The organism is Micromonospora sp. NPDC005206, assembly GCF_040608175.1.
In the GTDB taxonomy this organism is placed as follows: Bacteria; Actinomycetota; Actinomycetes; order Mycobacteriales; family Micromonosporaceae; genus Micromonospora.
On record NZ_JBEXHU010000012.1, the window covers coordinates 263,729 to 288,734 of the forward strand.

Consider the following 25,006-nt stretch of genomic DNA (forward strand, 5'->3'; position numbering starts at 1 on the left):
TGCGCGAGGATGCGTCGCGGTTGATCGGCGCTTGCGCGAGCCGTCCAGTGTGAGCCGCTCGTTACTGGATGAGCTGGTCCCGTCGGCGTGGCACGACGTCGAGCAGTACACCAATAATCCGATCGAGGCTGCTCACAGCCAGCTGAAACACCGGTTGAGACCGATGCGCGGTCTACGAACGGATAAGACGGCACAAGTGATCATCCGGCCACACGTTCATGCAGAACCTCCGCCGCGGACATTACGAACTCGCTGCTGACACCCGCCGGCAACACGGGTGTCTGTGGCCTTCGCCGCCCCCGGAGCTGACTCGCGTCCGGTGCGCTACTGCGGGACCGGCGCGCCATCCGGGCCGAGCTGCGGCCGCAGCTGCTGGACCGCAGTCGCGTCCACCTCAGCGGCCGGGCAGCGACTCCCCCTCGGGGTTGCGGCGGCCGCATGGGGTGCCCGACCCGGGCCGGGTCGCGGTGGACCCCGCGGTGATACGAGCCGACGGTGGTGAGGCGTGTGGGACCTGGCCGTGCTGCGTGGCCAGGAGGAGCTGTTCGGGCCGGACGCGTCCGACCCGACCGCCTGGCGATTGATGTCCGGGATGGACGTTGTGGCGCTCCGAGGCTGGGTCAGGTTCGTATTGCGGCGCGGGAGGTGGGCCGAGTGCGGCCGATCAAGACCTGCAGCGGCCTGCCGCAGAGGACCGCGCCCCGTCTGCCGGTCCCGGGCGTGGTCCTGCATCTGGACGCCTCGGCCGGGGCCGACGAACCTTCTCCGGACGTCGTCAATGTTTTGCCCGGTTGGCAACTACCCGGGCGGCAGGCCAGGAGTCTCCCCCCGCCGGCGTCGGCCACGCCCCACGAGCACCGCTGCGCGACCGAGGTGCGGTCACCGTTTGCAAGGGACAGAGAAGGGCTGGCGACGACGACCATTGAACCAATAACGTACCCAGGTCGGCAATATAAGTCATTGACCTATGTACTGTATTTGAGTGTAGAGTTACGCCATCGGATCTACGTATGGAGGTCCACACCTCGGCGGAACCCCGGTGACCGAACAACACGGCACCCACCCGGCAGCCCTCAGGCCCGGCAACGGCCGCAGTCGATCGCCAAAGCCGACGACGATCCGCAGCCGTCGGATGCGACCAAAGAGCTTGGCCTGTAGATCCGGTCCCGCCCGTCCGCACAGGCGAGCGCGAGTGCCAGGGACGAAAGAAGGAGAAGAATGGGCAAAGCACACGATCTGAGCCGCCGGAGTTTCCTCGGGGCGGCCGCGGGAACGGCTACGGCGGCAGCGATTGGCGCCACCGCGAGCCCGGCGATGGCGGGGGGTGGCGTCGCCGAGGGCCAACTCCAGCCCGAGGGCCAGGCGGACGTGGCCGCAGCCGGCCATGGCGGCAAGTCCGTCGCGGCGATCACCTACCGGACGACCCCCAGGCCCGGCTGGGTGCCCGACGACTTCGTGGCGCCGAAGAACGCGCGGCAGCAGTTCCTCACCATCGACGCCATCGACGGGTTCAAGGTCGACGCCGTGCTCTTCGAACCCCGTGACAGGAAGCCGAGCGACACCACGCTGGTGCTCAGGGTCCACGGCAGCGGCGGAAACTACCTGGGATTCGAGATGCCAGGGTTGTCGGCGGCGGGCTATGCCGTACTGGCGATCAACACCCGGCAACACGACGACAACGGCGAGACGGACAACTTCTTCGACATCCGGAAGGACATCGAGGCAGCCTTCTTCACCGCCGTCGATATGGGATACAAGAAGATTGTCCTGAACGGTCGCAGCCTCGGCAACATCCAGGTCCAGTTCTACGCCGCCACGAACTGGGACCCCCGCATCCGCGGGGTCATCCTGCCGTCGATGTTCGCCAAACTGCCGTGGAAGTCGCGTCATCTCCTCACTCAGGACGAGCAGAACTACAACCAGCTCTTCGACGAGTCGATGCGGTTCCTGGCGGCGGGACGAGTTGACGAGATTCTGCCGACCGAGATGCGCGGTGGGGGCGGAAGTCCGAGCCGGACGGGTCCGGTGACCGGGCAGCATTTCCTGTCCTACCGGTGGGAGGCCACCAGCGCCGCGGACGGCACCTACTGGATCAAGCGTATTCCCATCCCCATCCTCATGATGCGTGGCGACCAGGACACCACCATCCGGGACTTCGAGCCCAACTGGCTGCTGGCCGAGGCCAACTCCGAGGGCTCGCTGGTCCCGAGCATCAAGTTCGTGGAGATCCCCGGCGGCAGCCACAGCCTCAACGAGAACCCCGAGGCGGTACTCGAAGCCGAAGTGAGCTGGCTGAAGAGCCTGGGGCTCTGATCGAACCACCCCTGGTTGCTCCGACCGGGGCCGGCCAGTGGACTGCCGTTGTCGAGCCCGGGCATGCCGATCCGTCGCACGGACGGCGCCTGCCTCGAACGACGGCGGTCCGCTGCTGCCCGACGAATCGGCGCTGACCGCCCTCGGGCCCGGGACGTTCTGACCCGAGCGGGACGCCACTGGCCCACCAGCCTCAGCGCGTTCCGCTCGCTCGTCACGCGCTGCGGCAAGGCTATCGAGCCGAGACCGATCACTTCGGTCCTCCCCCGGATGGCTTTCGAAGCCGCTTGCGTCTGTGCCGCGTGGTGGGCCATAGTCACCCCATGATCTCTTCACGGAAGGGCGGCGACGCCCAGGCGCGATGAGCGCCCCCGCGCGGCGCAACGACGCCGCGATGCCTGCACAGGCCGTCTACAGCAACAACGTTCGTGACCTGTGGCAGCAGGCCGTCGGGATTCGGCAGGAGTGGCTTGGCCACGCCTTGTCCACAGAACCGGCTGACAAGCCGACCGCCGAACGCTGTTTGACCGCCATTTACGCCAGAATGAAGCGGCCGCAACCCCGATTTGAATGGGTCGAGTCGCCCGACAAGGCACGCTCCCTGATCACCGGATGGCCCACCCTCGACCAACTCTACGAGTGGATCCGCGACCCTCGCCCGCGCGGAACACCACCACTGGCGAGCGATCTCGCAATGGTCACCTCGCAGCTCCGTGGCGCGCTGAGCGCGAGCGTCACTCACACCGACCCGGAGCTGTCACCGATACGCGCGGGCAAGACCAAAGAACCATGGCCCGAACTGGCGCCGCTCCACGCGCTCGACAGCGGCGTTTCGCTCGGTGTCGTGCTGCACCAAGGCGTACGCACGGCACTGCACCGGAGCCTCGCGCACGGGTACTACCTACCCGTGCGTGCCACAATGGCCGGCGGCGGTCCGGTCCCCGTTTGCTGGTACGGCCAACAGGACGCGTCCTGGGTCGCCTACTACGACACGCTGCATCGGCTTGGTCTTGCCCGGTACGGGCCGAACGAGGCCGAACACCTCAACGCGTGGGCCAACCTGGCCCGCTCCTGCGGCTGGTGGTGGCCGGCCGAGGACGTCTGCGTCGTGGTGGACCGGCCCCAGGAGATCCGAACCGAGCCGGTCTCCGCAATGGTGCACGAGCCGGTCCGATTGCGACCTCGCGGTGTGCGCTACCGCGACGGCTGGCAACCGCTCCTGAAACTGTGACCTGAGCCGACAGCCGGCCGGGTCGGGGCTCCCATCAGGCCCGGCCGGCACCGTCGTCCACAAGCCAGCCGCTTCACCTACGTCTCCGTCCACGGACAGAGCACACGAGACGTCGCGGGCAGGCTAGGAAAAGTCGATTCCCACGTACTTGCTCTCGAGATATTCCTCGATTCCCTGGGTTCCACCCTCTCTACCCAGGCCCGACGCCTTCATACCACCGAACGGCGCGGCCGGGTTGGAGATCACTCCCTGGTTGATACCTACCATTCCCGTTTCAAGCCGCTCAGCCAGCCGGATCGCTTTATTGAGGTCGCGGGTGAAGATGTAGGCAGCAAGGCCATACTCTGTGTCGTTGGCAAGAGCTGTCGCCTGCTCGTCGTCGGAAAAGCTGGTAATCGGAGCGACCGGACCGAAGATCTCCTCCGACAGCAGCCGTGCGTGGACCGGCACATCGATCAGCACCGTCGGCGCGTAGAAGAAGCCTTCACGCTCGAGTCGACAGCCCCCGGTCAGAACGCGGGCTCCCTCCGTCGCCGCGTCCGAGACCAGCCGCTCTACCTTCCGCACCGCGGCCTCGCTGACCAGTGGGCCTGCCTGCGTCTCCTCGTCGGTTGCTGATCCGACGAGGAGAGCGTTCATTCGGTCGGCTAGGCGCTGCGAGAACTGCTCGACGACGGCGTCGTGCACGAGGAAGCGGTTCGCCGCGGTACATGCCTGGCCGCCATTGCGCATCTTGGCGAGCAGGGCACCTTCCACCGCAGCGTCCAGGTCGACATCGTCGAAGACGATGAACGGGGCGTTTCCTCCCAGCTCCATGGACACGCGCAGCACGGAGTCCGCCGACTGGGCGATCAGGCGCTTGCCGACAGCCGTTGAGTCGGTGAACGTCAACTTGCGCAGACGCTGATCCCGAATGAGCGGCTCGGCGACACCGCCGGCCCGGCTGGTTGTCACGACGTTGACCACGCCGTCGGGCACTCCGGCCTCGACGAGGACCTGCGCCAACGCAAGAGTGGTCAGCGGTGCGAGCTCGGAGGGCTTGACCACAACGGTGCATCCGGCCGCCAACGCGGGCGCGATCTTGCGGGCGCCCATGGCGAGCGGGAAGTTCCACGGCGTGATGGCGAGAACCGGCCCGACCGGCTGTCGTATGGTGAGAATCCGACTGCCGCCCGTGGGCGACTGCGCATATCCGCCACCGACACGCACGGCCTCCTCGGAGAACCACCGGAAGAACTCGGCGCCGTAGCCGACTTCGCCCCGGGCCTCGGAGATGGTCTTTCCCATCTCAAGTGCCATGAGCATGGCGAAGTCGTCGGCCCGTTCATGGAGCAGGTCGTGCACCCGGAGCAGGATCTCGCCCCGGGTACGTGGTGGAACGGCGGCCCAGCGGTCCTGCGCTCGCGACGCCGCGGCCAGGGCATCCATGCCGTGGTCCGGACCGGCGTCGGTCACTGCGGCGAGCGGTTGGCCCGTGGACGGATTCCGCACATCAAACGTGGCGTCCGTGCTCACCCACTGGCCGTCGATGAACGACCCGGTGGGCACGGAGGACAGAAGGCGGCGCATCGCCTCCGCGGTACCGTCCACTAAGTGCTGGGCCCCGCCGCTCTCAACCACGCTCGGCATGGAACTTCATGAAGTGGTTGACGGCGGTCTGGGCTACCTCGAGGTCCTCCCCCGCGGTTCCGGAGCTGATGCCGATGCCGCCGACCACCTGGTCGTCGACGACGACGGGGAGTCCACCGCCGATCACGGAGAAACGACCGCCGTTGGTGTTGTGGATGCCGAAGGTCGGCTCCCCGGGCACGCAGAGCTGGTTGTAGATGTGCGTCCCCTTGCGAGCGGTGGCACCGGTGAAGGCCTTGTCGATCGCGGTGGCGATGCTGCTCACCTTGGCGCCGTCCATCTGCTCGAACATGATCAGGTGCCCGCTCTCATCGGTCACCGCGATGCTCATCGGGATGCCCAGGTCGACGGCGGCCTGACGCGCGCCCTCCACGAGTACGGCGGCGTCGTCTCGTCCGAGCCTTATGACGGTCAGCATCAGAGTTCCTCCACTATCTCTAGGTCGGTCGTCGCGAGAAAGGCACGCAGGTCGTCGAGGTCCTCTCCGGTCACCGGCGAGTACGGCGGGTATGGGGCACCGGCTGGCACGCCCAGAAGATTCAGCGACGCCTTCATCGTTGGTGTCAGGCCGTATCGCATCCACTTCGTCGGATATAGCGAGAACTGCCGTTGCAGCCGTACGGCCTCGGCAACGTCGCCCTTGAGGAACGACTGCAGGATCAGCGATGCGATCTTCGCGACGGGCGGTGGCAGCGTCACACCGGATCCGCCGAGCTGGAGGCTGATCAGCATCATCTGCACGGTGGTGAAGTAGTGCGCCAGGCCGGCCTGGTCGATTTCTTCGATCAGCCGCGACACCCTTGAGAGATCGCGCGAACTCTCCTTGACGAACCGAATGCTGTCCCGGCTCGCCAGCGCAATGGTCGCTTCGGGGGAAACGGTGGCTCCGGCCCCGGCGTTGAGGTAGAGCATGAGCGGCAGCGATGTTTCGCCGGCCACGGCGTCGACGTAACGCTCCAGATCCCGGGGTGAAGGCTCGCCACCGAAGGGCCGAAGCGGCGCCAGCAGCTGCACGGCGCTCGCGCCCAACTCCTCTGCGAAGTGAGCGAGGTCGATGCTGACTTTGAACGACGGGTGGGAGACGCCGACCACGACCGGCCGGCGCCCATCGACGAACTCGATCGTTCTGCGGATCAGCTCCCGCCGCTGCGGGAGGTCGAGGTACTGGTACTCCTGCGCCTCGACGCCCGCCGCGATCACCATGGCAGCGTCACAGTCCTTCACCACGTAGTCGACACCGTGCTTCAGCGCGTCGTAGTCCACGGTCAGCTCTGCGGTGAACGGGGTCAGCGGGGGAACCACGAGACCGGGGATGGTCATGACGGTGCTTGTCATACGAGCGACCGCCTCCGCTTGAGCTGGTCGACCTGGAAGCCCGCGACGGTCTTGTACCGCTCCGTGATCGCACGCAGTTCCTCGTCGGAGACGATGTCGCTCAGGCGCTCGAACGGCTTGTCGCCGCTGCGCTCGTGCACCTCGCGCAGGATGGCGTCCGGCGGGTTGGCCCGGTTCATGCGGACGACCTTGCCCGTCGCCTCGACACGCGTGACGTCGTACTCGTGGAGTGCCTCGTCGGTCACGCCATGGCGCTTGAAGCTGCCGGCGAGGAACCGTGCGTCGAGGATCGCCTGGCCTGCGCCGTTCGAGCCTCGCGGGTACATCGGGTGGGCGGCGTCACCCAGCAACGTCGCGCGACCGAAGGTCCACGTGGGAAGTGGGTCGCGGTCCACCATGGGGTAGATGAGGATCGGGTCGGTCTTCTGGAGCATGCCAGGCACGTCGAGGAAGTCGAAGTGCCAGTCCTTGAAGACCGGGAAGAAGTCCTCGAGCCTGCCCTTGGCGTTCCAGTCGTACAAGTCGGGTCGAGGCCGCTCCAGGGTCGCGACGAAGTTCATCAGCTGGTTGCCCTGGCCATCGATGTTGTTCCTGATCGGGTACACCATGAGCTTGCCGACGCTCATCCAGCCCATGCGGACGGTGTTGGCTCCGCTCAGGAAGGGTGGCATGGGGGTCGCGCCCCGCCAGATGGTGAGGCCGGAGTAGAGCGGATCGCCCTCGTCCGGATAGAACTGCTTGCGCAGCGCGGACTTGATGCCGTCGGCCCCGACAAGGACGGAGGCGCGGACAGAGGGAAGGTCCTCGCCGTTCGGCCCGACGAAGTGGGCGGTGACCATGTCGTCACCGAGGTCGACGCGGGTGAGTCGGTGACCGGTGACGACGCTGTCCTCGCCGAGCCGCTCGCGCACGGCTTTCAGGAACACCATCTGCATGTCACCGCGGTGTAGAGAGAACTGCGGCCACGGGTAGCCGGCCGCTTCACCTGCGGGCTCGGTGAAGATGTGCTGGCCGAACCGGTTGTAGTAAGACGCGTCCTTGGTGCGGATACCGACTTCGTCGAGCGCCGGCACCAGGCCGAGTTCGTCGAGTTCACGAACGGCGTGCGGAAGCAGGTTGATACCGACACCCACGGCCGTCAGCTCGGGCACCGCGTCGTACACACGGCACCGTATGCCGATCTCTTTGAGGCTGAGGGCGAGGATCAGGCCACCCGCTCCTGCACCGACGATCAGAACCTCGGTGTCTTTCGTTGCATGGGTCATCCAGCGCTCCTATGGAGGAAATCACTGACCTTTATACGTTACCTAGATTAACTATCTGGGTGTGGAGGGTCAAGGGGTGCGGAGCGGCGAGATGGGTGTGCGGCACCGGTCGGCGAAACGGAAGCGTCTGCCTCTGGCCCGCTACGCCGTGCCGAGCTTCCGCGCGCGGCAACGTTTCGACAGCGGCGGCTGGCGCGTTCGCGGGCGTCAGCAGGGCAGGGGCGATCGCGCCGGCGCCGCTGGAACGGGGCCTACGCCAAGCCGTTTCGCTCGCAGACCCCCCGAGCGCCGCCATGCCCGCACGGCTACACGCCTACGACGCCAGGCTCACGCCGCACTCGGCGCTCGACCAGCCGCCAGCCACTCCCCAAGGTCTCAGGCCGGAACACTCATCTCGCGGCCGCCTCTCGCTGTGCGTGGATGGCCGACTGGACGAGGCTCCTGATGGACTCCAGGTCGTCGTCGTTGAGCGGCACGCCGACGTAGAACGCCATGACGGTCAGGGCAGCCGCGCGGTCTTCCTCCGTCAAGTGCGACTGGAAGTAGGCCACGTCGCGCCGGACGCCGTCGGACACCGTCGTGAGGCACCGGCGACCGTGCGCAGTCGCCTCCACCAGGATGACCCGACGGTCCACTTCCGAGGGACGCCGGACGACCAACTCCTTGGCCTCGAGGTCTTGAACGAGTCGCGACGCGAAGGCACTCGTGACGTTGAGGCGCTCGGCGATCCGGCTCACGGGAAGGGCTCCCTCGGTGACGCCGCCACCGAGGATCTGGATGAGCGCCTGGTGCTGAAGCGGCTCGAGGTCCGAGTTGCGGGCCACCTCGTCAAAGATCCGGAAGGTGCGCCGGATGATGTAGCGAGCACGTGCGACACCCTCGAAGTAGGCATCCACCTCGACGGGGGTTCCGCCAGGGCCGCCCCTGAGCGCGTTGATGGTGGCGGCGATGCCGCGGCCTACGCGCCCTGGGTTCCGTACTGATCGACGAGCCACTGCTATACCTACGCTTCTTGAAATCGTGGCCGGTCGGTCGCGAACGTGTCCATACACGTTCGCGATCGCGAATGCGCGGCCAGGCGTCATATTCGCCTCCTGGGGCGCCCTGCTGACTTTATCGGAGGCCTCCCACGGTTAACATCTACCCGTCTAGCGACGCCTCGAGGCGGAGTCCAGACGATCCACGGCCCTGACTCTGTAGCGGGTGCCGGCGTTGAACCAGGGTCGGGCAGCAAGCTGCTGTCGCCGAGGCGCTTCCCCCGCTGCACGGCGCTCCGGCGATTCGAGCGCAGACGCATCGGCGAGCCGGTGGATCGCCACCCGGGTCCACGGAGTGTTGGATCCCGTCACATCGATCAGGCTGACCCCGCGCCAGGCCGCGGCCTTGAGGAGCATGGGTGCGTGTTCCTCGCGGTACCACGCGTCGAGGTCGTCCAGGTCGCTCCGCGGTGCCGAGAACGCCACGACGAAGAGCAGGGGTACCGCAGCCTCGACGTCGCCGTGCTCCTGGATGACTTCCCCCGTGACCCTGACAAACTGGTCCAGTCCCCCCATCCGCGTCTGCGTGGTCGCGGCCGTCCTGGCCTGCAGGGCTCGGTACGCCTCCGTGCCCAGCGCATCCAGACTCGCGAGGTCGTAGATCACCAAACCCATGTCGTGATCGTCTTCGGAGACGTACCTACGGGCGTCGAGAAAGCCCGGCATCGCCAGTCGTCCGGTGACGTGCTCGGCCTCGTACCACGTGAAAAAGTCGTCGACGTCATCGGCCTTCGGACGGAGGACCGCGAGAAGTACTGCGCTCACAGCTGTAGCTCCTAAATTGTTGTGCGTCGTTGTGTGAAAAAGCGGCTCTAGCCAGCTCCTCGCGCACCGCCGGCACCGGCCCGGGCGGCCTCGGACCCACTGACGTCATCGGCGTGCCTACCGAACCGCTTCCAGCAGGCCGTGATGACGACGAGGAGTACGGTCAGTGCGCACAGGTACGACCACGCGCCGTCGTAGCCGGCCGCCGAGTCGACGAACATGCCGAAAGTGAGCGGCCCGACCATGAAGCCGGCATAGAGCCCCAGTGAGGTCCAACCGGTGGCGCGGCCTACCGAGCCACTTGGCGCGGTGCGCACCACCGTCATCATGATCACGACGTTCGCAGCCAACGCACTCGCTCCGAAGATCGCGGCGCCCAGCCAGACCATCAGGTCACTGACGGCAGCGGCGAGACCGCATACCGCCAAGCCCACGCCCGTCAGGACCGCCAACCCGGTCAGGAGCGACGGCGTATCGAGGATGCGGTCCATCACCCGCCCCCACACAAGGCGTGCCAGCACGCCCGTCCCGCCGAGCGTGGCCGAGACCAGCCCGGCCTCGCTCACCGAGTGGCCGAGCACGTCGTGGGCATAGAGCGGCAGGTACACGTTCGTCGCCTGGATGGCGGCACCGGTCACCAGCGCGTAGGTGGCCAACCACCACACACTGGGGTCCATGGCCGCACGGGGGGCGCCGGCTCGCGCGGCGCGTGGAGCCGCGGGGCCCACGACCCATCGGGTGGCCACGAACCCGAGGACCGCCAACACCCCGCAGAGCAGAATCGCCACGCGCCAGCCGAGCACCACGGCCAGTCCTGGGAGGGCGAGACCTGCCAGCAGTTGGCTTGCCTGCACCCCTGACTGCTTCGCTCCCACGACGAGCCCTTGTCGCCCGACGGTCACCGAGCCGGCCACCGCGAGGTTCGTCGCCGGGTTGGAGGTGGCGACCGCCATGCCGGCGAGACCCACGCCGAGCACCAGTGGGACCAGCGAGTGCGACATGCTCACGGCCACCATGGCCGCCCCCGCACAGACGAAGGTGAGCCGAAGCATCCGTTGGGCACCGAGGTGGTCGGTGAGCCGCCCGAATCCGGGGGTGCAGGCGGCCGCCGTACCGAAGGCGACAAGCCAGAGGCCGCCGAACTCGGTCGCCGACAACCCGAGGTCGGAGACGACCAAGGGACCCAGTGCACTCAAGGCATAGTGCGTCAGCGGACCGACCCCCATGCCCAGCGCGAGGTATCCGGCGAGGAGCGGCTCATAGGCGGTCGACGGATTGCCGCCGTGCCCTCTCATGCGCTCGCGTGCGGCTCTCGCACGCTCTCGAGCAAGGACGTCCTGCGCAGGAACACCCGCTGCGACTCCTCGCTGCTCGCGATGGCACGTAGCTCGTCGAGCCGCTGGGCTCGCACGACCGGGTCCTTCTCCTCGAGCCGCTTCTTGTTGCTCACAGTCTGCTGCTGTACATAGCGGATGTTGAGGTCCCGCCGGCGGCGTTCGTAGGCGTCGAGCACGTCCTCGTTTCGGGAGCCGCGGAAGTCGTCCAACGCCTCAAGGAGCTCGACGGCGTCGTGGATTCCGCAATTGAGCCCGAGGCCGCCGATCGGGTTGTTCACGTGGGCCGCATCGCCGGCAAGGAAGGCCCGGCCTACCCTGAACCGGGCCGCCACGCGCTGATGCACCCGGTAGATCTTGCGGTGCAAGATCTCCCCCTGCGACGCGCCGGGGCAAATGCGCTCGAGCCGCTGCATGGACGCCTCGTCGCTCAGGGCCTGTTCGTCGGACTCCCCGACTGATGTGGGAAGCACCACCCGCCAGCGCCCCTTCAGGTCCTCACCTGCGACCTTGAACAGGTTGGACCACTCGAACGGATCCGCGAAGTAGCTGCGGTAGCTGCAGGACATGGCATCGGCGAAGTCGAAGAGGGAGGTCAGCACCACGAACCGCTCCGGCCAGGTGTAGCCCTCGAACTCGATGCCGAGCCCCTTGCGAACGGCGCTGCGGCCGCCGTCGCACCCGATGACCCAGTCGCCCGTGAGCCGGACCGGCCCGTCGGCGGTCTGCCCATGGACGACGACAGAGTCGGCAGACTGCTCCAGACTCGTGAACGTGCACCCTAGCCGTACTTCGACATTCGACATCTCGGCGAGCCTGCGCAGGCCGATGCGGGCGAGCTTGTGCTGCTCGGTCTGTACGACGAAGGGGAACCTCGTCTCGTGACGCAGGACGTCGTGGTCGAGCCGTGCAACGAGACTCCGGCTCGGCTTGTCCCAGAAGTCGAAGTGACGGGCGACCAGACCGACGCTGATCAACTCGTCGACCAGGCCCAGGTCGTCGAGCATCTCGAGGGTCGAGGGGTGCAGGGTGGAGGCTCGCGGGTCGTCCTGAACCTGCTCCGCAGCCTCCAGCACGGTTACCTCGAAGCCGCTTCGTGCAGCGGCGAGGGCGGCGACGACACCGACCGGTCCCCCACCGACGACGATCACGTGCCCCATGTCATCCACACTCTTTCGTTCGTGCCGGAGAGAACCACGGGAAGAGACTGTCCGGGAGCGAGTCCAGGAACTCGAGGGTCTCGTCGAGGGTCACCACGTCGGCGTACTTTTGCTGCATGTCCAGCAGGTTCACCCGGTGCGACAGCTGCACGCGGTCGAAGGTGCAGTCGGCGACCACGGCCATCCGGTAGTTGTTGGAGAAGCCGTCAATGACGGTGGCCCGCACGCAGCCACTGGTCGTGGCGCCGCACACCAGGACGGAGTCGGCCTTCAGCTCCACCAGGAGGCTGTTGAGCTGTGTGGCGAAGAAGGCGCTGGGCTTCGGCTTCGAGATGACGATGTCGGGATCCTCAGGAGCAATCTGCTCCACGATCTGATTGCCGCGCCCCCGTGTGACGACTGCGTCCTCAGCTCGCCGGCGGTTCTTGTCCGCCCAGCGTCCGGAGTCGAGTCCGTCGGGACGGGGATCCTGGCCCGTGCTGTAGATGACCGGAATCCCGCGCCGTCGAGCGGCAGCGGTGAGCCTGCCGATGTCCGGCAGCGCGTCCCAGGCATGCTCGCCACAGCTGTTCCGCCACGACCTGATGGAGTCCAGGATCGGCTCGGGGCGGTCGCCACAGAAGTTGTAGTTGACGTCCACGACCAGCAGGACCGGGCGTTCACCGAAGCCGGCGCGCTGCCCGTAGCCCGCCGCCTCGAAGACCGCGCGCTCATGCTCGTCGAGCAGGCCTTCGAGCACGTCGACGTGGATCGCGGCGGTCACTCCGGGTCCCGCCCGCCGCTGACGCCGGCGTACCAAGGGGCAACCCGCGACTCCAGCCAGCCGACCCCCCGCGTCAGACCGATGCCGAGCACCATCAGTACGACGACCGGGACGAACAGCGCCGACGTGTCAAACCGCTGGCCCGCGTTGATGATCAAGCCGCCGAGGCCACCGATCGAGGTGAAGAACTCGGCGATCACGATGCCGATGACAGCGCGTCCGATACCCAGGCGCAGACCCGTCATGATGTGTGGCACTGTCGCGGGCAGGATGATCTTCCGCATGATGGCGGTTTCACTGGCCATGAAGGACTTGCCGACCTCGAGGAGGGGCTTCGAGACGGCGTTGACCCCCGCCCACGTACTGATCACGATCGGGAAGACCGTCATGACCACGACCACCGCCACCTTGACGGCGAAGCCGAGTCCGAACCAGAGGATCAGCAGGGGGATGAACGCCACCATCGGCATGGCGTAGCCGCCCGTCACGTAGATGCCGAGGGCTGCCTCGACGGCCCGGTACCGGCCCAACAGCAGGCCGATGGGGATGCCTGCGACAGCAGCGATCAGGTAGCCGAGCAGCAGCGGCTTGAGGCTGTCGAGCAGTGCCGTGACGAGCGTCCCGTCGGCGAGTTGGTCGCGGAACGAGACGGCGATGGCCGTCGGGTACGAGGCGAAGATGGGGTTCATCCGTCGCCCGAAGATCTCCCAGGCCACGAGCAGGACCAACAGGGAGGCGATGGTCACCAGCGTGTAGGTGTGTCGGCCGCGCAGGACCCGGCGCCGCTTCGCGACAGCGGTGGGGTCTGGTCCCTGACGGGTGGAAGTTCGTTCCTGCGCTAGGGAAGTCATCGGTCCCCTCCTCGATCGCGGCCCTGCGGGTCGATGCCGTGCGCCGCTTCGCTGTTCTCGTGGACCCGCGCCATGAGCCGGCGCCAGATCTCGTACCTCGTGTGAGCGAACTCGTCGAGACCGCGGATCGCGAACAGGTCCTCGCGCGGCCCGGAGATCGGGATGTCGAAGATGTGATCCACGCGGCCCGGGTTCGGGGACATCAGCACGACCCGGTCCGCGAGCAGAACGGCTTCGTCCAGGTCGTGCGTGACGAAGATGATTGTCTTGCCGGTCTCGCGGTGAACGCGCAGCACCTCGAGCTGAAGACCCTCGCGAGTCTGCGCGTCGAGCGCTCCGAAGGGCTCGTCCATGAGGAGCACCTGCGGTTCGATGCTGAGCGCGCGGGCCAGACCGACACGCTGCTTCATGCCACCGGAAAGCTGGTTGGGACGCCTGTCCATCGCGGCGCCCAGGCCCACGAGTTCGAGCTTCTCGCGGGCGATCCGGCGACGCTCCGCCTTCGGCACGCCCTTCACCTCGAGCCCGAACTCCACATTCTGAAGAGCCGTCCGCCACGGGAAGAGCTCGGCGTGCTGGAACACCAGACCGCGGTCAAAACCGCATCCAGTGACCACTTTGTCGCCCACGGTCACGGTGCCGCTGGTCGCCCGCTCCAACCCCATGATGATGCGCAGCAAGGTGGTCTTGCCGCAGCCGCTCAAGCCGGTCAGGGCGACGATCTCGCCGTCGTTGATCGACAACGACACCCGGTCCAGGGCCTTCAGAGGCTGACTTCCCTTGCGATCCGAGACGGTGAAGTCCTTGGAGACGCGGTCGATGACGACCCTCGGCTGCGACTGGGCCGGTGGAGTCGTCGGAGGGCTCGCCTGCGTCTTCCCGGCGGTGCTGCTTGCCTGCATGGTCTCAGTCCTCCAAACGCTTCAGCGCGGCTTGCTGGTACGAGTCATCGACGAGGGACTTCACATCGATCGACTTCTTGAGATCACCGGACTCCTGCAGCACCTTTTCCAGGTACTCGAGCTTGGTCATGTCGATGCCGCCGTCGGGATCGACCAGCTTCTTCTCGACGATGACGTCGTGGGTGAAGGTGACCATGGGGTCGTCCGGGCTCACCTTCAGCGCCTCCGCGGAGATCTTCCTGGCCTCGTCCGGGTGGTCGTACGCGTACCGCAGACCCTGGATCAGGCCGGCCAGGTACCCCGTGGCCAGGTCGTCCTTCTTCTTGAGGCTGTCCTCGCGAGCGATGATCATGTAGCGCGGATAGTCGGGGATGATGTCGGCGGAGAGGCCGAGGACGTTCACGCCGTCCTTCTCGGCCCGCGGGACGTAGTCCGTGGCGTCGGCCGTCGCGTCGACCGTGCCCGCCACCACGGCCCGGTACCGGTCGGGGTTGCCGCCCGCGTTCACCTTCTGGACCGACGTCCAGTCGACGCCGGCGTTTTTTAGCATCAGCTTGGCAACGAGGGCTGGAAGTCCTGTCGGCGACGAGATGCCCACACTCTTGCCCTTGAGGTCCGAAATCGAGTCGTACTTCTTGTTAGCGAAGATTGCGAAAGGGTTGCCCTCCATTGAGGAACCGATCACCTTTGCGTTGAGACCTCCTTGCTGCGCGGCGATGTAGAGTCCGCCGGGGCTCTGCTCGATGGCATCCACCTCGCCGGAAGCCAGCGCCGGGTAGACCTGCTCCGCGCTCTTGAGCTCGACGAACTCGACGTTGACGCCCTGCTCCTTGTAAAAGCCCTTTGCCTGCGCCATGCGCAAGAAGCCGCAGTCGCTGGTACAGGGCATGACACCCACCTTCCAGGTGGTGTCGTTCGACGCGCTGCCCTTGCCGGCTCCAGCACTGCATCCACTGAGCATCGTGGCCGCACTGAGGGCGAAGACAGCTGCGAGGCGGGGGATGGCTCTCAGCTTCATCGGGGGACTCCCTAGGGGGTGGTTAAGCCAGGTAACTTATTTCGGTTGAATTTTTCGTGACCTACTTTGGCGATCCGGGAACGACAACGCTGTTCGGTGGCGTGGGGACGGAGTGGTGGCGTCCTCGGGCGTCCAGCCGCTCCTCGGCACCGGCGCGGCTCACGCCTCGTACCTGACCTCGAAGGTGAGGCAGCCCTCCTCGGACTTCCACGGGCCGTGCTTCATGCCGGGCGGGCGACACGCGTAGTCCCCTGCGGTGAACGTTTGCCCCAACCGCAGGTCGGTGATGGAGCCCTCCAGGATGTAGACCTCCTCCCAGAAGTCATGAGACTGCACACCGTTCGGCGTCGTGTCCGTCTGCGGTTCGAAGCGGAGGATCCGCGTCGCCACGCCGCGCTCCGGGTCGCGGGCGAGGACTCTTTCGGTCAGCTGGGGTACCACGCCCTCACACGGTGTGAACGCGGTCTTTTCAATGGAGACGAACTCCAGCTCGGGCTTCGGCATGTCTTCCTCTCGGCCGTATCTACGGTGGGCGATGGTCAGGAACGCCGCGGAGCAGCGCGGTGCCTCCTCATGAGGACCACAGGGGGGCGAACTCCCTGGCGACCGCTCGCGCGAAGGAGCCACCGGCCCCTGGCAGGGCAGCGCGCCACCCGAAGTCCTGCAGGCTCGCGACGGCGCTGTCGTTGATGGCGGGGTTGTAGAAGGGAAGGTCTCGCTCTACGAGGTTCGCGATCAGCCCTGTCTCCATTGGCGGGAAGAGGCCGTCGGCGACCTTCTCGGCCAGAGACGGATCCTCCCGGAGGGCCCGCTGTGCGCGGACGATCGCGCGGACGGCGGCGGACACGACCTCTGGCGACGTGGCAGCCAGCCTCCGCGACGTCATGAGGGCAGGAAACGTGAAGCCAGCGGCTTCTCCGTCGCAGCGCCGTGCGTCGAAAATGACCTTGCCGATGCCGTCGCGAACCGCGACCTCGGCGCCCATGCCGTTGGCCCAGAACGCGTCGATGCGGCCTTGCTCGAGCGCCTGCGCGGCGGTGAGGCCGAACGAGACGCTGGGGGCGTCAGCGCCCGGAACCGGAGCGATGTCGATCCGAGCCTCGTCGAGATCGAGGCCGGCACCGACCAGGAGCTGGCGGAGCCCTGTGTCAGGGCCGGGTGCCGCGCCGATCCGCACGTCGCGCAGCGATGTCCACGAGCCGGCGTCAATGTGCGAGTCCGCCGCCACGACGAGGTACCAGTACATGTTGCTCGACAGCGCGGCGACGAGCGTCGTGTCGTCCCACGCTCGCACGTCGTACAGCGGTGCATGCGCGGCACCCGCCAGGAAGTCGATCTCGCCATCGCGCAGCGCGGCGGCCGCGTCGGTGACCGGGAAGAGCAGCTCCAGCGTGACGTCGAGGCCTTCCTCGCGCATGAGGCCAAGCTCCACCGCCGCAACAGCAGGAAAGTACGAGTTCGAGATCAGGTCGGGAACAGCCAGTCGCATCTCGCGCTCCTCGGTCGGTTGTGATTTAGTTAATCTAGGTACGGTACCTAGAGTCAAGGACTTCGGCGGATACAGCCGCAACGGACTTCCGGCCCACTGGCCCGCTCCGTACGACGTCCTGGCGGAGAGGGCACGCATGCACGACCCGACGCAGCACCCCGACCTGTCGAACGTCCTTGGCTCGCTGGCGGCGCGGGCCCCGCGTCTCCTGATCGACAACGAGTGGGTCACGCCCTCCTCCGGAGTCGTGCGTCGCACACTGAACCCGTCCACCGGCACCGAGTTCGCCAGTTACGCCGTCGCTGGTCCGGTCGACGTTGCCGCCGCGGTCGACGCGGCCAGGGACGCCCAGCGATCCTGGGCCCGCACGACGCTCGGTGAACGAGGTCGCTGCTTCGAGCGCCTCGCGCTGGCCATCGAGGACCGCGCCCACGAGATCGCGTTGGTGGACGCGATCGACGCCGGGCTGCCCGTCCAGCGAATGTTCGGCGATATCGCCGGGGCGACGAGGTCGCTGCGAGGTTGGCCAGGGCTCGCGGGCGCGCTACGAGGTGATGTCCTGCCCGACGATGACACCCTGCACTACACGCGCTACAAGCCTTACGGGGTCGTGGCCAAGATCGTGGCCTACAACCACCCTTTCCTGTTCGCGGTCAAAGGCAGCCTGGCAGCGCTCACCGCGGGCAACGCCGTAGTGCTGAAGGTCGCCGACCAAACGCCCATGTCGGCGCTGCTTCTCGGAGACCTGGTCCGGGAGATCTTCCCTCCAGGGGTGTTCAACATCATCACCGGCGACGCGCACACCGGCGACGCGCTGGTGACGCATCCTGACGTCCGCCGCATCGGTTTCACCGGCAGCCCAGCGACAGGCCGCCTCATCCAGCGCCGTGCCGCCGAAGACGCCGTGCGATCGGTGTCGCTGGAGCTGGGCGGAAAGAACCCGATGATCGTCTTCGCTGACGTTGACGTGGCGCGCACCGCCCGTGAGGTCGTGAAGGCGATGAATCTGCGCGCCAACGCCGGCCAGTCGTGCGGCTCGACGTCACGGCTGTTCGTCCACGCCGACGTGCACGGCGCGTTCGTCGAGGCGTTGGCCAGTGAGTTCTCCGCCCTGACGCTGGGCCCGGCGTACGACCCCGCCGTCGACATGGGCCCTTTGATCAGCGCCCGTCACGCCGACAGAACACGCGACTTCATCAGGGGAGCTGCCGCGGAAGGCGCGACCCTGGTCTCGGGCGGACTCGATGACCCCCGGGTTCCGCAGGAGGGATTCTTCGTCGCTCCGGCCATCTTCACTGACGTCGCGCCGGATTCGAGCATCGCGCAGGAGGAGGTCTTCGGTCCGGTGGTGTCCGTGTTCCGCTGGAGCGACTACTCGACGATGTTGCGCGACGTGAACAGCGTCGAGTACGGACTCACCGCAAGCGTCTGGACGAATGACGTGCGCAAAGCGCTCCGACTGGCCGATGACGTGGAAGCGGGTTACGTCTGGGTCAACGACAGCACGACCCACTACTGGGGCACGCCCTTCGGCGGATGGAAGAACAGCGGCCTTGGACGGGAGGAGTGCATGGAGGAGTTGTTGAGCTACCTGCAAACCAAGAGCGTCCACGTGAAGCTCGCCGCCTGACGCGGCGCCAAAGAACGGTGTTTCCGATGAGAACAGCCGACGACGAACGGAGTGGATGGTCATGAAAACAGCTTTGGTGCAGGTCGCCAGCCCTTTCACCGAGCCGGTCGAAGGCCGCATCGAGCGTGTCGGCGACCTTGTTGCCGGCCTCACCGACGTCGACCTGGTGGTCCTCCCCGAGTTGTGGGCCCCTGGCTACTTCGCATTCGACCGCTATGACGAACTTGCGCAGTACCTCGACGGACCGCTCCTCTCCACGATCAGGGGCTGGGCCCGAGCGCTCGGGGCCCACCTGCACGCCGGCAGCGTGCTCGAACGGGACCCAACCGGTCGCCTTCACAACACCGCCGTGCTCGTCGATCCGACCGGTGAGGTGCTGTTGGACTACCGAAAGATCCACGTGTTCGGCTATCAGTCCCTCGAGTCGAAACTCCTCAGCGCCGGTCAGCGGGCGGACGTGGCGGACACCGCCATCGGCCAGGTCGGCATGACGACCTGCTACGACCTCCGCTTCCCGGAGCTGTACCGGCACCTCGTCGACCAGGGTGCGGAGCTCATCATCGTGCCGGCCGCCTGGCCGGCCGCACGCCTTGAGCACTGGAAGCTCTTCACCCGAACCCGTGCCGTGGAGAATCAGCTGTTCTTGCTGGCGTGCAACGCCGCCGGGAAGCAGGGCGAGGTCGAGCTGGCCGGCCACAGCGTCGTGGTCGATCCCTGGGGACGCGTGCTGGCCGAAGCAGGCGCCGGTGAGGAGGTCCTCTACACCGAAATCGACCGTGCCGCAGTCACGGAAATACGGCGCGAGTTCCCCGTGCTTGAAGACCGCCGGCTACGCAATCAGGCGACCTTCGGCTGAACAGCTTTCCATCTCGTCTACACGAACCCAGAGGGAAGGACATTTCGTGCCTGACACACCCCTGATCACTCTGACAGTCGCCGGCACAGCCGACCAGATCCACCTCTCCGATCCCAGACTCGTCGTGGCGGGCTACACCGGCCGTGACCGCCAAGCGGTCCAAGCGCACATTGACGAACTGGCCCACATCGGCGTCACACCGCCACCACGCGTCCCGATGTTCTACGAGCTGAACGCTGACCTCCTAACGACGGACGCCTCCGTCGACGTGGCCGGTGACAAGACCTCTGGGGAGGTGGAACCGGTTCTGGTGTTCCACGGGGGCCGCTTCTACCTCGGTATTGGCAGTGACCACACGGACCGCGAACTCGAAACCCAGAGCATCGCCAAGTCAAAGGCAGCGGCGCCCAAACCGATGGGCGCCGCAGTGGTGCCGATGGTGTCCATCGAAGAGCGATGGGACGACATCGTTGTGACGTGCCGGACCGATCGCCAGCCGTACCAGCAGGGCCGCCTGGCGGCGATGCTGACGCCCCAGCAACTGCTCGGCAAGTTGGAGGCCAGTGGCACGAAGCTCACGGCGGACACGGTGATGTTCTGCGGGACCCTGCCGTTGCTGACCGGAGAGTTCGTCTACGGGACCAGCTACGAGATGGAGATGCACCTGCCGGACGGCCAGTCACTGACGCACGCCTACCAGGTAAAGCACGGAAGCGTCTGATCCGGTCGGCAATCAGAAGTGCGCAGCCGCATCTGCGAAGGCTGTGGTTTCTGCAGGGCGGCGCCGGGCTTGGGCATGTAATCAGGCGCCGGCAGAAGCTTGTCGACGCCTGATGCGATCAGGGGCAGGTACGGAACACCCGACGCCGTGGGGCCGTGCCGCGTTCTCGGCACGGCCCCGAACGTCGTTGTCGGCCGTTCAGCGTCCAGGCCCGCGCTCTATCGGTTGAGCTCCGGCGGATACCGCTGAAGCTGCCTGGACAGAGGCAAAGCAGACCGCTTGCAGCCGGCCGCGTCGTCCGGGCTTGAGGCAGACGAACCCGGCGATCGAGATCCGGCCGGAGCCCTCGCCCGAGACGGCGACCACGGGCGTGTGCCCGCGTCGGCTCCACGTGCGTGATCGCGGCGGTCGCAGAGCCTGACCTGCCTCGTCCTGGAAGCAGATCCACGCACCCGCGCCGCAGCTGGTCTTTACCGCCGGAGACCGTCGGCGCAGCCAGCTAATGATCGCCTCAGGGTCGCGTTCGGCGGCACGTCGTCGGCAACGTTCGCACCTCGTGCGGATTGATCCGGGGTACGGCGCTGGTCTACGCCTCGTCATCCAGCGTCTACGGCCGGCGAGCCGACCCAGCCGTGAAGCGCTCCGCGAAGCGAACCCCACCGACAAGGCCGAGGTCTACCGGCAACTCGGACTCCGGCTCACCTACCAACCCGAAACGCAAACGGTGCGCGCTGCAGTGGATCTCAGCGCGCACCATTGGTAAATCGTTTGTGTCCGAGGGGCGACACGAACCATTGCCCCACCGTCGATGACGATCGGCAAGACTTTGAAGCTTACTAATGAGTAGCCGCGTTGGTGACCTCTTCGTGTTCGCCGAACAGGTCACCAGGCGAGAAGTCGTGGTCAGCGTCTCGCCCGTGAGAACCGCGTGCAGCACCGATGGTCAGCGCAAGACGGACCGTGCAGTATGACGCGGTGACCGAATCGCAGCCTCCTTCATCAGCCGTTGCATGGGCCGCTGAAGTCGCCGGTCCGGGTGCCTCCGCGCGCACCGTTCGGCGACTCACCGGCGGCACTCACGCCGCCACCCATCTGCTACGGACCGAGCGCCCCACGGGGGAGATGGTGCTGCGCCGGTTCCCGCCGGGCGACGACGCCGCCGCGCGGGAAGCCGGCGTGCTGGCAACTCTCGACGGCTTGGACGGCTGGGCTCCGAGGGTGGTGGACGTGGATCCCGCCGGTCATCGGTTCGGTGAACCGGCCATCTTGATCACCCGGCTGCCCGGCCGCGCCGACATCATGTCCGTCTCCTCGCGGGGGGCAGCCGAACAGCTAGGACGGGTCTTGGCCCGCATCCACGCCGTGCCGCTCACCCGGCTTACCGGGCTCCGGGACGGCATGGCAGCAGCATCCGCCTCATCCCCTGCCGGCGTCGACGCGGGGCCTACCGCATCGATCCTGGCTGCCCATGCTCATCGCCTTGCCGGTCAAAGTCCCGTTCTGACGCACTATGACTATTGGTCCGGCAATGTCCTGTGGGAGCAGGAGGTAATCACTGGCGTCGTCGACTGGTCAGGGGCTGCACAGGCGCCACGCGGCCTCGACGTGAGCTGGTGCCGACTTGATTTGACTCTGCTGCACGGCCCGGACTCGGCTGAGATATTCCTGGCGGCGTACGAGCAAGCGGCAGCAGCAGCTGTGCCCGACCTGGCGCTGTGGGACTTGTTCGCCCTCGACAACTCCTACCGCACCGTCGAGACCTGGCTCCCCAACTACCACGACCTCGGCCGCAGCGATCTGACCGCAGCCCACTTGCGCGAGCGTCACACCAGCTGGACGCAGGAGTGCCTCGCCCGCTACCGAATGGAATAGGAGACGCAGGCAAGATCGTCGAGCAATGGCGCCCGCATTCTCATCGGCTGAGGGGCTGTCTCGCTAACGGTGTTTTCGGCGATCTTGGTTAGTAGGTTTCAGCGGCTGGGAAGCGGTCGCTGAAGGTGATGGCGAAGGCGTTCAACGTGGGTTTCCAGCGCATCGTCCATCGGGCTCTGCCGACGCCGGTGGGGTCAAGGGACCGGGTCACCAGGTACAGACACTTCAACGCGGCCAGCTCGCCGGCTGGTCACACACGTACGAGCCTTCGGTCATGATGACCGGCCGCCACGGCGAGTGCCTCGAGCAGTGGATCACCGCCGTCGAACACGACACCCTCACGCCCCTGGCCGGGTTCGCCCGCAACCTACGCCGCGACCTCGACGCCGTCCGCAACGGCCTGACCCTGCCGCACAACTCCGGCCCGGTCGAAGGCAACATCAACCGCCTCAAGATGATCAAACGTCAGATGTTCGGCCGCGCCAGCCTCGACCTACTGCGCAAACGCGTCCTACTCGCGCACTGAACGCTTCACACAACCGGCGACAGAGCCCGGACCTTGACCACGATGGCGTCGATGAACACCGCCGCATAAATTTGGCGGTTTCTAGGGATCGTCGCGAATCAGCTCGTTGTCATTTGGCGTCTCCATTGTCTCATCATCTGCTGCGGCGTCTTGTCGTTCAGGCACAAGCGTGGCCGTTCGTTGAGTTCGCCGGCGATCTCTTGGAGTTGATCGTCGGTCCATCTGCTCAGGTCGGTGCCTTTCGGCAGGTACTGGCGAAGAAGCCCGTTTGTGTTCTCGTTGGAGCCACGCTGCCAGGGCGAGTGCGGGTCAGCGAAGAAGATTCTGAGGCCGGTCGCTTGCTCGATGCGCTCGTGGTGGAACATCTCGTTGCCTTGATCCCAGGTCAACGTGCGCCGCAGCCTGGCAGGTAGCTTCGCGAACGTGCTGATCAGCGCGTCGCCAACGGACCGGGCACTGTGATCGCCGGGCAGCCTCACCAGCAGGGTGAACCTGGTCTTGCGCTCCACCAGCGTTGCGATCGCTGATCGTTGACGGGCACCCATGATCAGGTCGCCCTCCCAATGCCCCGCCTGACGGCGGGACTCGACCGCGGCTGGCCGCTCACGGATCGACTTCATGTTGGTTGACTGTTTCAGCGCGCCCTCGCGAGACCGGCCCCGGCCACGACGACGCCGGTAGGTGCGGCCAGTGCGCAGATTGACGGGATCGGCGTGAAGGACCAGGCCTCGATAGACCGCCTCGTAGATCGTCTCGGCGCACACCTGCCACGCCAGCCGGCGCGGGTATCGCCGTCGCAGCCACCGGCTGATCTGCGCAGGCGACCACCCCCGATGCAGTTTGCCGGCAACCGCCTCGCGCAACGCGTTGTCGGCCGCCAGCCGCCGCGGCTTCGGGCGCCGTCGGCGCACATGAGCCTGGTTGTGTGCATACCACGGCTGATACCGGCCGTCGGGTTTGCGGTTGCGAGCGATCTCCCGGTACACGCTCTGGTAACTCTTGCCGATCCGGGCGGCGATCGACTTGACCTGCTCTCCTCGGGCGAGCCCGTCGGCGATCTCGATCCTGTCGTCCTGACTCAGATACCGCCCGCTGATCGGGGTTTCGACATAGCTCACGCTGCCAGCGTCGATGAACCACAATGATCCACAACTCAGCGACACGCCCACTTCCTGGGCGGCTCGAGCACCCCGCACTCCTGTCCTGATCAGTTCGAAATAGCGACGCTTGACGTCCGTCGACATCTTGTTCGGCGCGTATCTCGGCATGCGAACCCCGTCCCATCAGGATTCGCAACGACCAGTAGAAACCGCCTTTCGTCGAGGGGCCGGTGGGACCAGTCGGTCATCTCCTCGATCACCTTGTCGGTGATCCGGGAGATCGTCTCCTTCGACACCGAGGCGCCGTAGATCTCGGCGAAATGCGCGCTGAGTTGAGTCGGCCCGCAGCGCGGTTCCGGTGTTGCCACCGGCCCGTTTCTGCGGACCGCTCGCCGAACCCGCCGTGCGCCTCTCAACGCAACGGGCTCTCCACGGTTTCTGCCGTCAGGCTGGTTCCGTTGTTGCCCAGGGGGTGGGGATTCTGCTGCGACGGCGATACCGAGTAACGGCGGTCGACGCGATGTTGTGCAGTTCGATCCCGTCCGCCGTGATGGTCCGCCACCCGGTCGGGGTGCGCAGCCAGCGGTGAACGTCCTTCCATCTCCAGCGTCGTTTGGCCTTGACCCAGCGAACAACTCGCCACCAGATGAAGTAGGCGAGCCGGTCGAAGGTGTGTTTGGCGACGGCGTGCCGGAAGTAGTTGGTCCAGCCACGCGTGATCTGGTTGATCCTGATCAGCGTTTCTCCCAGGTCCTGCTGTGACAACCTGCGTGTCAGGGCACGGATCTTGTCCTTCAGTGACCGGACTGGCCGGTCACCGATGAACGTGTAGACGTGCCACTGGTCGCGGGTGCCCATCTTGCGTCTCCACCGGATGCGAAAGCCCAAGAAGTCGAACCCGTCGGCCATGTTCACGATCCGCGTCTTGGACGGCGACAGTCGCAGTCCCAGCGGAGCGAGCACGGCCGCGACGTCCCCGCGCAACGCCTCGACGTGATCTCGGGTGCCGAACACCATGACGACGAAGTTCTCCGCATAGCGGACCAGTCGCCACGTCGCCTGACCATGATCACGCCGATGGTGGCGCCGATTCTCCGTCGACATCCGCCCACCAGGCTTCCACTCACGGTGCAGGTGCTCATCGAGCACACTCAACGCGATGTTGGCCAACAGCGGTGACAGGATGCCCCCTTGCGGCGTGCCGGTCGG

General features: G+C 66.4%; 23 protein-coding genes and 4 pseudogenes. 9 read left to right on the forward strand and 18 right to left on the reverse strand.

Translation table 11 applies throughout. The features are described from left to right. Positions 1–49: 49 nt before the first annotated feature. The 4 genes and pseudogenes from ABZU69_RS20300 to ABZU69_RS20315 all read left to right on the forward strand — a co-directional run bounded on the left by ABZU69_RS20300 (position 50) and on the right by ABZU69_RS20315 (position 3,544). Positions 50–259, forward strand: a complete 210-nt coding sequence (locus ABZU69_RS20300) for a DDE-type integrase/transposase/recombinase (protein ID WP_354965912.1) — start codon at positions 50–52, stop codon at positions 257–259. Between the two features lie 148 nt (positions 260–407). Further along, positions 408–610 (forward strand): annotated as a pseudogene (locus ABZU69_RS20305) (IS1380 family transposase); the annotation flags it as partial. A 758-nt stretch (positions 611–1,368) separates the two neighbouring features. Continuing rightward, on the forward strand, positions 1,369–2,313 hold the full coding sequence (locus ABZU69_RS20310; protein WP_354965886.1) for an alpha/beta hydrolase: 945 nt from the start codon (positions 1,369–1,371) through the stop codon (positions 2,311–2,313). A gap of 361 nt (positions 2,314–2,674) precedes the next feature. Continuing rightward, on the forward strand, positions 2,675–3,544 hold the full coding sequence (locus ABZU69_RS20315) for a DUF6745 domain-containing protein (protein WP_354965887.1): 870 nt from the start codon (positions 2,675–2,677) through the stop codon (positions 3,542–3,544). Between the two features lie 123 nt (positions 3,545–3,667). Here ABZU69_RS20315 and ABZU69_RS20320 read toward each other — a convergent pair whose 3' ends face one another. The 14 genes from ABZU69_RS20320 to ABZU69_RS20385 all read right to left on the reverse strand — a co-directional run bounded on the left by ABZU69_RS20320 (position 3,668) and on the right by ABZU69_RS20385 (position 17,092). Continuing rightward, positions 3,668–5,164 carry an NAD-dependent succinate-semialdehyde dehydrogenase gene (locus ABZU69_RS20320; RefSeq protein ID WP_354965888.1) on the reverse strand — a complete coding sequence of 499 codons (1,497 nt, stop codon included), beginning with the start codon at positions 5,162–5,164 and terminating at the stop codon, positions 3,668–3,670. After that, positions 5,157–5,591 carry a heme-binding protein gene (locus ABZU69_RS20325; protein WP_354965889.1) on the reverse strand — a complete coding sequence of 145 codons (435 nt, stop codon included), beginning with the start codon at positions 5,589–5,591 and terminating at the stop codon, positions 5,157–5,159. Before ABZU69_RS20325 ends, ABZU69_RS20320 begins: the two co-directional genes overlap by 8 nt. Further along, positions 5,591–6,508 (reverse strand): dihydrodipicolinate synthase family protein, encoded by a 918-nt coding sequence (locus ABZU69_RS20330; RefSeq protein WP_354965890.1) that lies wholly within the window; start codon positions 6,506–6,508, stop codon positions 5,591–5,593. The genes ABZU69_RS20325 and ABZU69_RS20330 overlap by 1 nt, the downstream gene beginning before the upstream one ends. Then, positions 6,505–7,773, reverse strand: coding sequence for a flavin-dependent oxidoreductase (locus ABZU69_RS20335; protein ID WP_354965891.1), 1,269 nt, complete (start codon positions 7,771–7,773; stop codon positions 6,505–6,507). The genes ABZU69_RS20330 and ABZU69_RS20335 overlap by 4 nt, the downstream gene beginning before the upstream one ends. Before the next feature lie 389 nt (positions 7,774–8,162). Beyond that, complete coding sequence (locus ABZU69_RS20340) at positions 8,163–8,669, reverse strand: MarR family winged helix-turn-helix transcriptional regulator (RefSeq protein WP_074308883.1); 507 nt, start codon at positions 8,667–8,669, stop codon at positions 8,163–8,165. Positions 8,670–8,921: 252 nt separating this feature from the next. Further along, a complete protein-coding gene (locus tag ABZU69_RS20345; RefSeq protein WP_354965892.1) occupies positions 8,922–9,575 on the reverse strand; it encodes a hypothetical protein in 654 nt (217 codons plus the stop codon). Positions 9,576–9,622: 47 nt separating this feature from the next. Next, positions 9,623–10,870 carry an MFS transporter gene (locus ABZU69_RS20350; RefSeq protein WP_354965893.1) on the reverse strand — a complete coding sequence of 416 codons (1,248 nt, stop codon included), beginning with the start codon at positions 10,868–10,870 and terminating at the stop codon, positions 9,623–9,625. Then, on the reverse strand, positions 10,867–12,069 hold the full coding sequence (locus ABZU69_RS20355) for an NAD(P)/FAD-dependent oxidoreductase (RefSeq protein ID WP_354965913.1): 1,203 nt from the start codon (positions 12,067–12,069) through the stop codon (positions 10,867–10,869). The genes ABZU69_RS20350 and ABZU69_RS20355 overlap by 4 nt, the downstream gene beginning before the upstream one ends. Before the next feature lies 1 nt (position 12,070). After that, complete coding sequence (locus ABZU69_RS20360) at positions 12,071–12,832, reverse strand: isochorismatase family protein (RefSeq protein ID WP_354965894.1); 762 nt, start codon at positions 12,830–12,832, stop codon at positions 12,071–12,073. After that, positions 12,829–13,683, reverse strand: a complete 855-nt coding sequence (locus tag ABZU69_RS20365) for an ABC transporter permease (RefSeq protein ID WP_354965895.1) — start codon at positions 13,681–13,683, stop codon at positions 12,829–12,831. The genes ABZU69_RS20360 and ABZU69_RS20365 overlap by 4 nt, the downstream gene beginning before the upstream one ends. Beyond that, on the reverse strand, positions 13,680–14,585 hold the full coding sequence (locus ABZU69_RS20370; RefSeq protein WP_354965896.1) for an ABC transporter ATP-binding protein: 906 nt from the start codon (positions 14,583–14,585) through the stop codon (positions 13,680–13,682). Before ABZU69_RS20370 ends, ABZU69_RS20365 begins: the two co-directional genes overlap by 4 nt. A 4-nt stretch (positions 14,586–14,589) precedes the next feature. Next, entirely contained in the window at positions 14,590–15,603 is a 1,014-nt protein-coding gene (locus ABZU69_RS20375; RefSeq protein WP_354965897.1) for an ABC transporter substrate-binding protein, read from the reverse strand. Between the two features lie 159 nt (positions 15,604–15,762). Then, positions 15,763–16,107 (reverse strand): cupin domain-containing protein, encoded by a 345-nt coding sequence (locus ABZU69_RS20380; protein ID WP_074308873.1) that lies wholly within the window; start codon positions 16,105–16,107, stop codon positions 15,763–15,765. 67 nt (positions 16,108–16,174) lie between these two features. Then, entirely contained in the window at positions 16,175–17,092 is a 918-nt protein-coding gene (locus ABZU69_RS20385; RefSeq protein WP_354965898.1) for an ABC transporter substrate-binding protein, read from the reverse strand. Positions 17,093–17,228: 136 nt separating this feature from the next. Here ABZU69_RS20385 and ABZU69_RS20390 point away from each other — a divergent pair, with 136 nt between their 5' ends. The 4 genes from ABZU69_RS20390 (at position 17,229) to ABZU69_RS20405 (ending at position 22,171) form a co-directional block, all read left to right on the forward strand. Next, entirely contained in the window at positions 17,229–18,722 is a 1,494-nt protein-coding gene (locus ABZU69_RS20390; RefSeq protein ID WP_354965899.1) for an aldehyde dehydrogenase family protein, read from the forward strand. Positions 18,723–18,777: 55 nt separating this feature from the next. Continuing rightward, complete coding sequence (locus ABZU69_RS20395) at positions 18,778–19,578, forward strand: carbon-nitrogen family hydrolase (protein WP_354965900.1); 801 nt, start codon at positions 18,778–18,780, stop codon at positions 19,576–19,578. Positions 19,579–19,624: 46 nt separating this feature from the next. Further along, the gene (locus tag ABZU69_RS20400) at positions 19,625–20,299 is read left to right on the forward strand and encodes a DUF2848 family protein (RefSeq protein ID WP_354965901.1); all 675 of its coding nucleotides are present in this window, start codon (positions 19,625–19,627) and stop codon (positions 20,297–20,299) included. A gap of 975 nt (positions 20,300–21,274) precedes the next feature. After that, positions 21,275–22,171 (forward strand): phosphotransferase, encoded by an 897-nt coding sequence (locus ABZU69_RS20405; RefSeq protein ID WP_354965902.1) that lies wholly within the window; start codon positions 21,275–21,277, stop codon positions 22,169–22,171. An 88-nt stretch (positions 22,172–22,259) separates the two neighbouring features. Here the strand turns inward: ABZU69_RS20405 and ABZU69_RS20410 are convergent. Next, a pseudogene (locus ABZU69_RS20410) lies at positions 22,260–22,510 on the reverse strand (IS256 family transposase); the annotation flags it as partial. A 16-nt stretch (positions 22,511–22,526) separates the two neighbouring features. Here ABZU69_RS20410 and ABZU69_RS20415 point away from each other — a divergent pair. After that, a pseudogene (locus tag ABZU69_RS20415) lies at positions 22,527–22,697 on the forward strand (ISL3 family transposase); the annotation flags it as partial. Between the two features lie 98 nt (positions 22,698–22,795). On the opposite strand, the gene ABZU69_RS20420 reads toward ABZU69_RS20415, so the two are convergent. From ABZU69_RS20420 to ABZU69_RS20430, 3 genes and pseudogenes are all read right to left on the reverse strand, one after another. Then, positions 22,796–23,965 carry an IS30 family transposase gene (locus ABZU69_RS20420; RefSeq protein WP_354965903.1) on the reverse strand — a complete coding sequence of 390 codons (1,170 nt, stop codon included), beginning with the start codon at positions 23,963–23,965 and terminating at the stop codon, positions 22,796–22,798. After that, positions 23,905–24,135, reverse strand: a pseudogene (locus ABZU69_RS20425) (transposase); the annotation flags it as partial. The pseudogene ABZU69_RS20425 and the gene ABZU69_RS20420, both read right to left, overlap by 61 nt. A gap of 106 nt (positions 24,136–24,241) precedes the next feature. Beyond that, the coding region (locus ABZU69_RS20430; protein WP_354965904.1) for a group II intron maturase-specific domain-containing protein at positions 24,242–25,006 on the reverse strand (765 nt) is incomplete at its 5' end.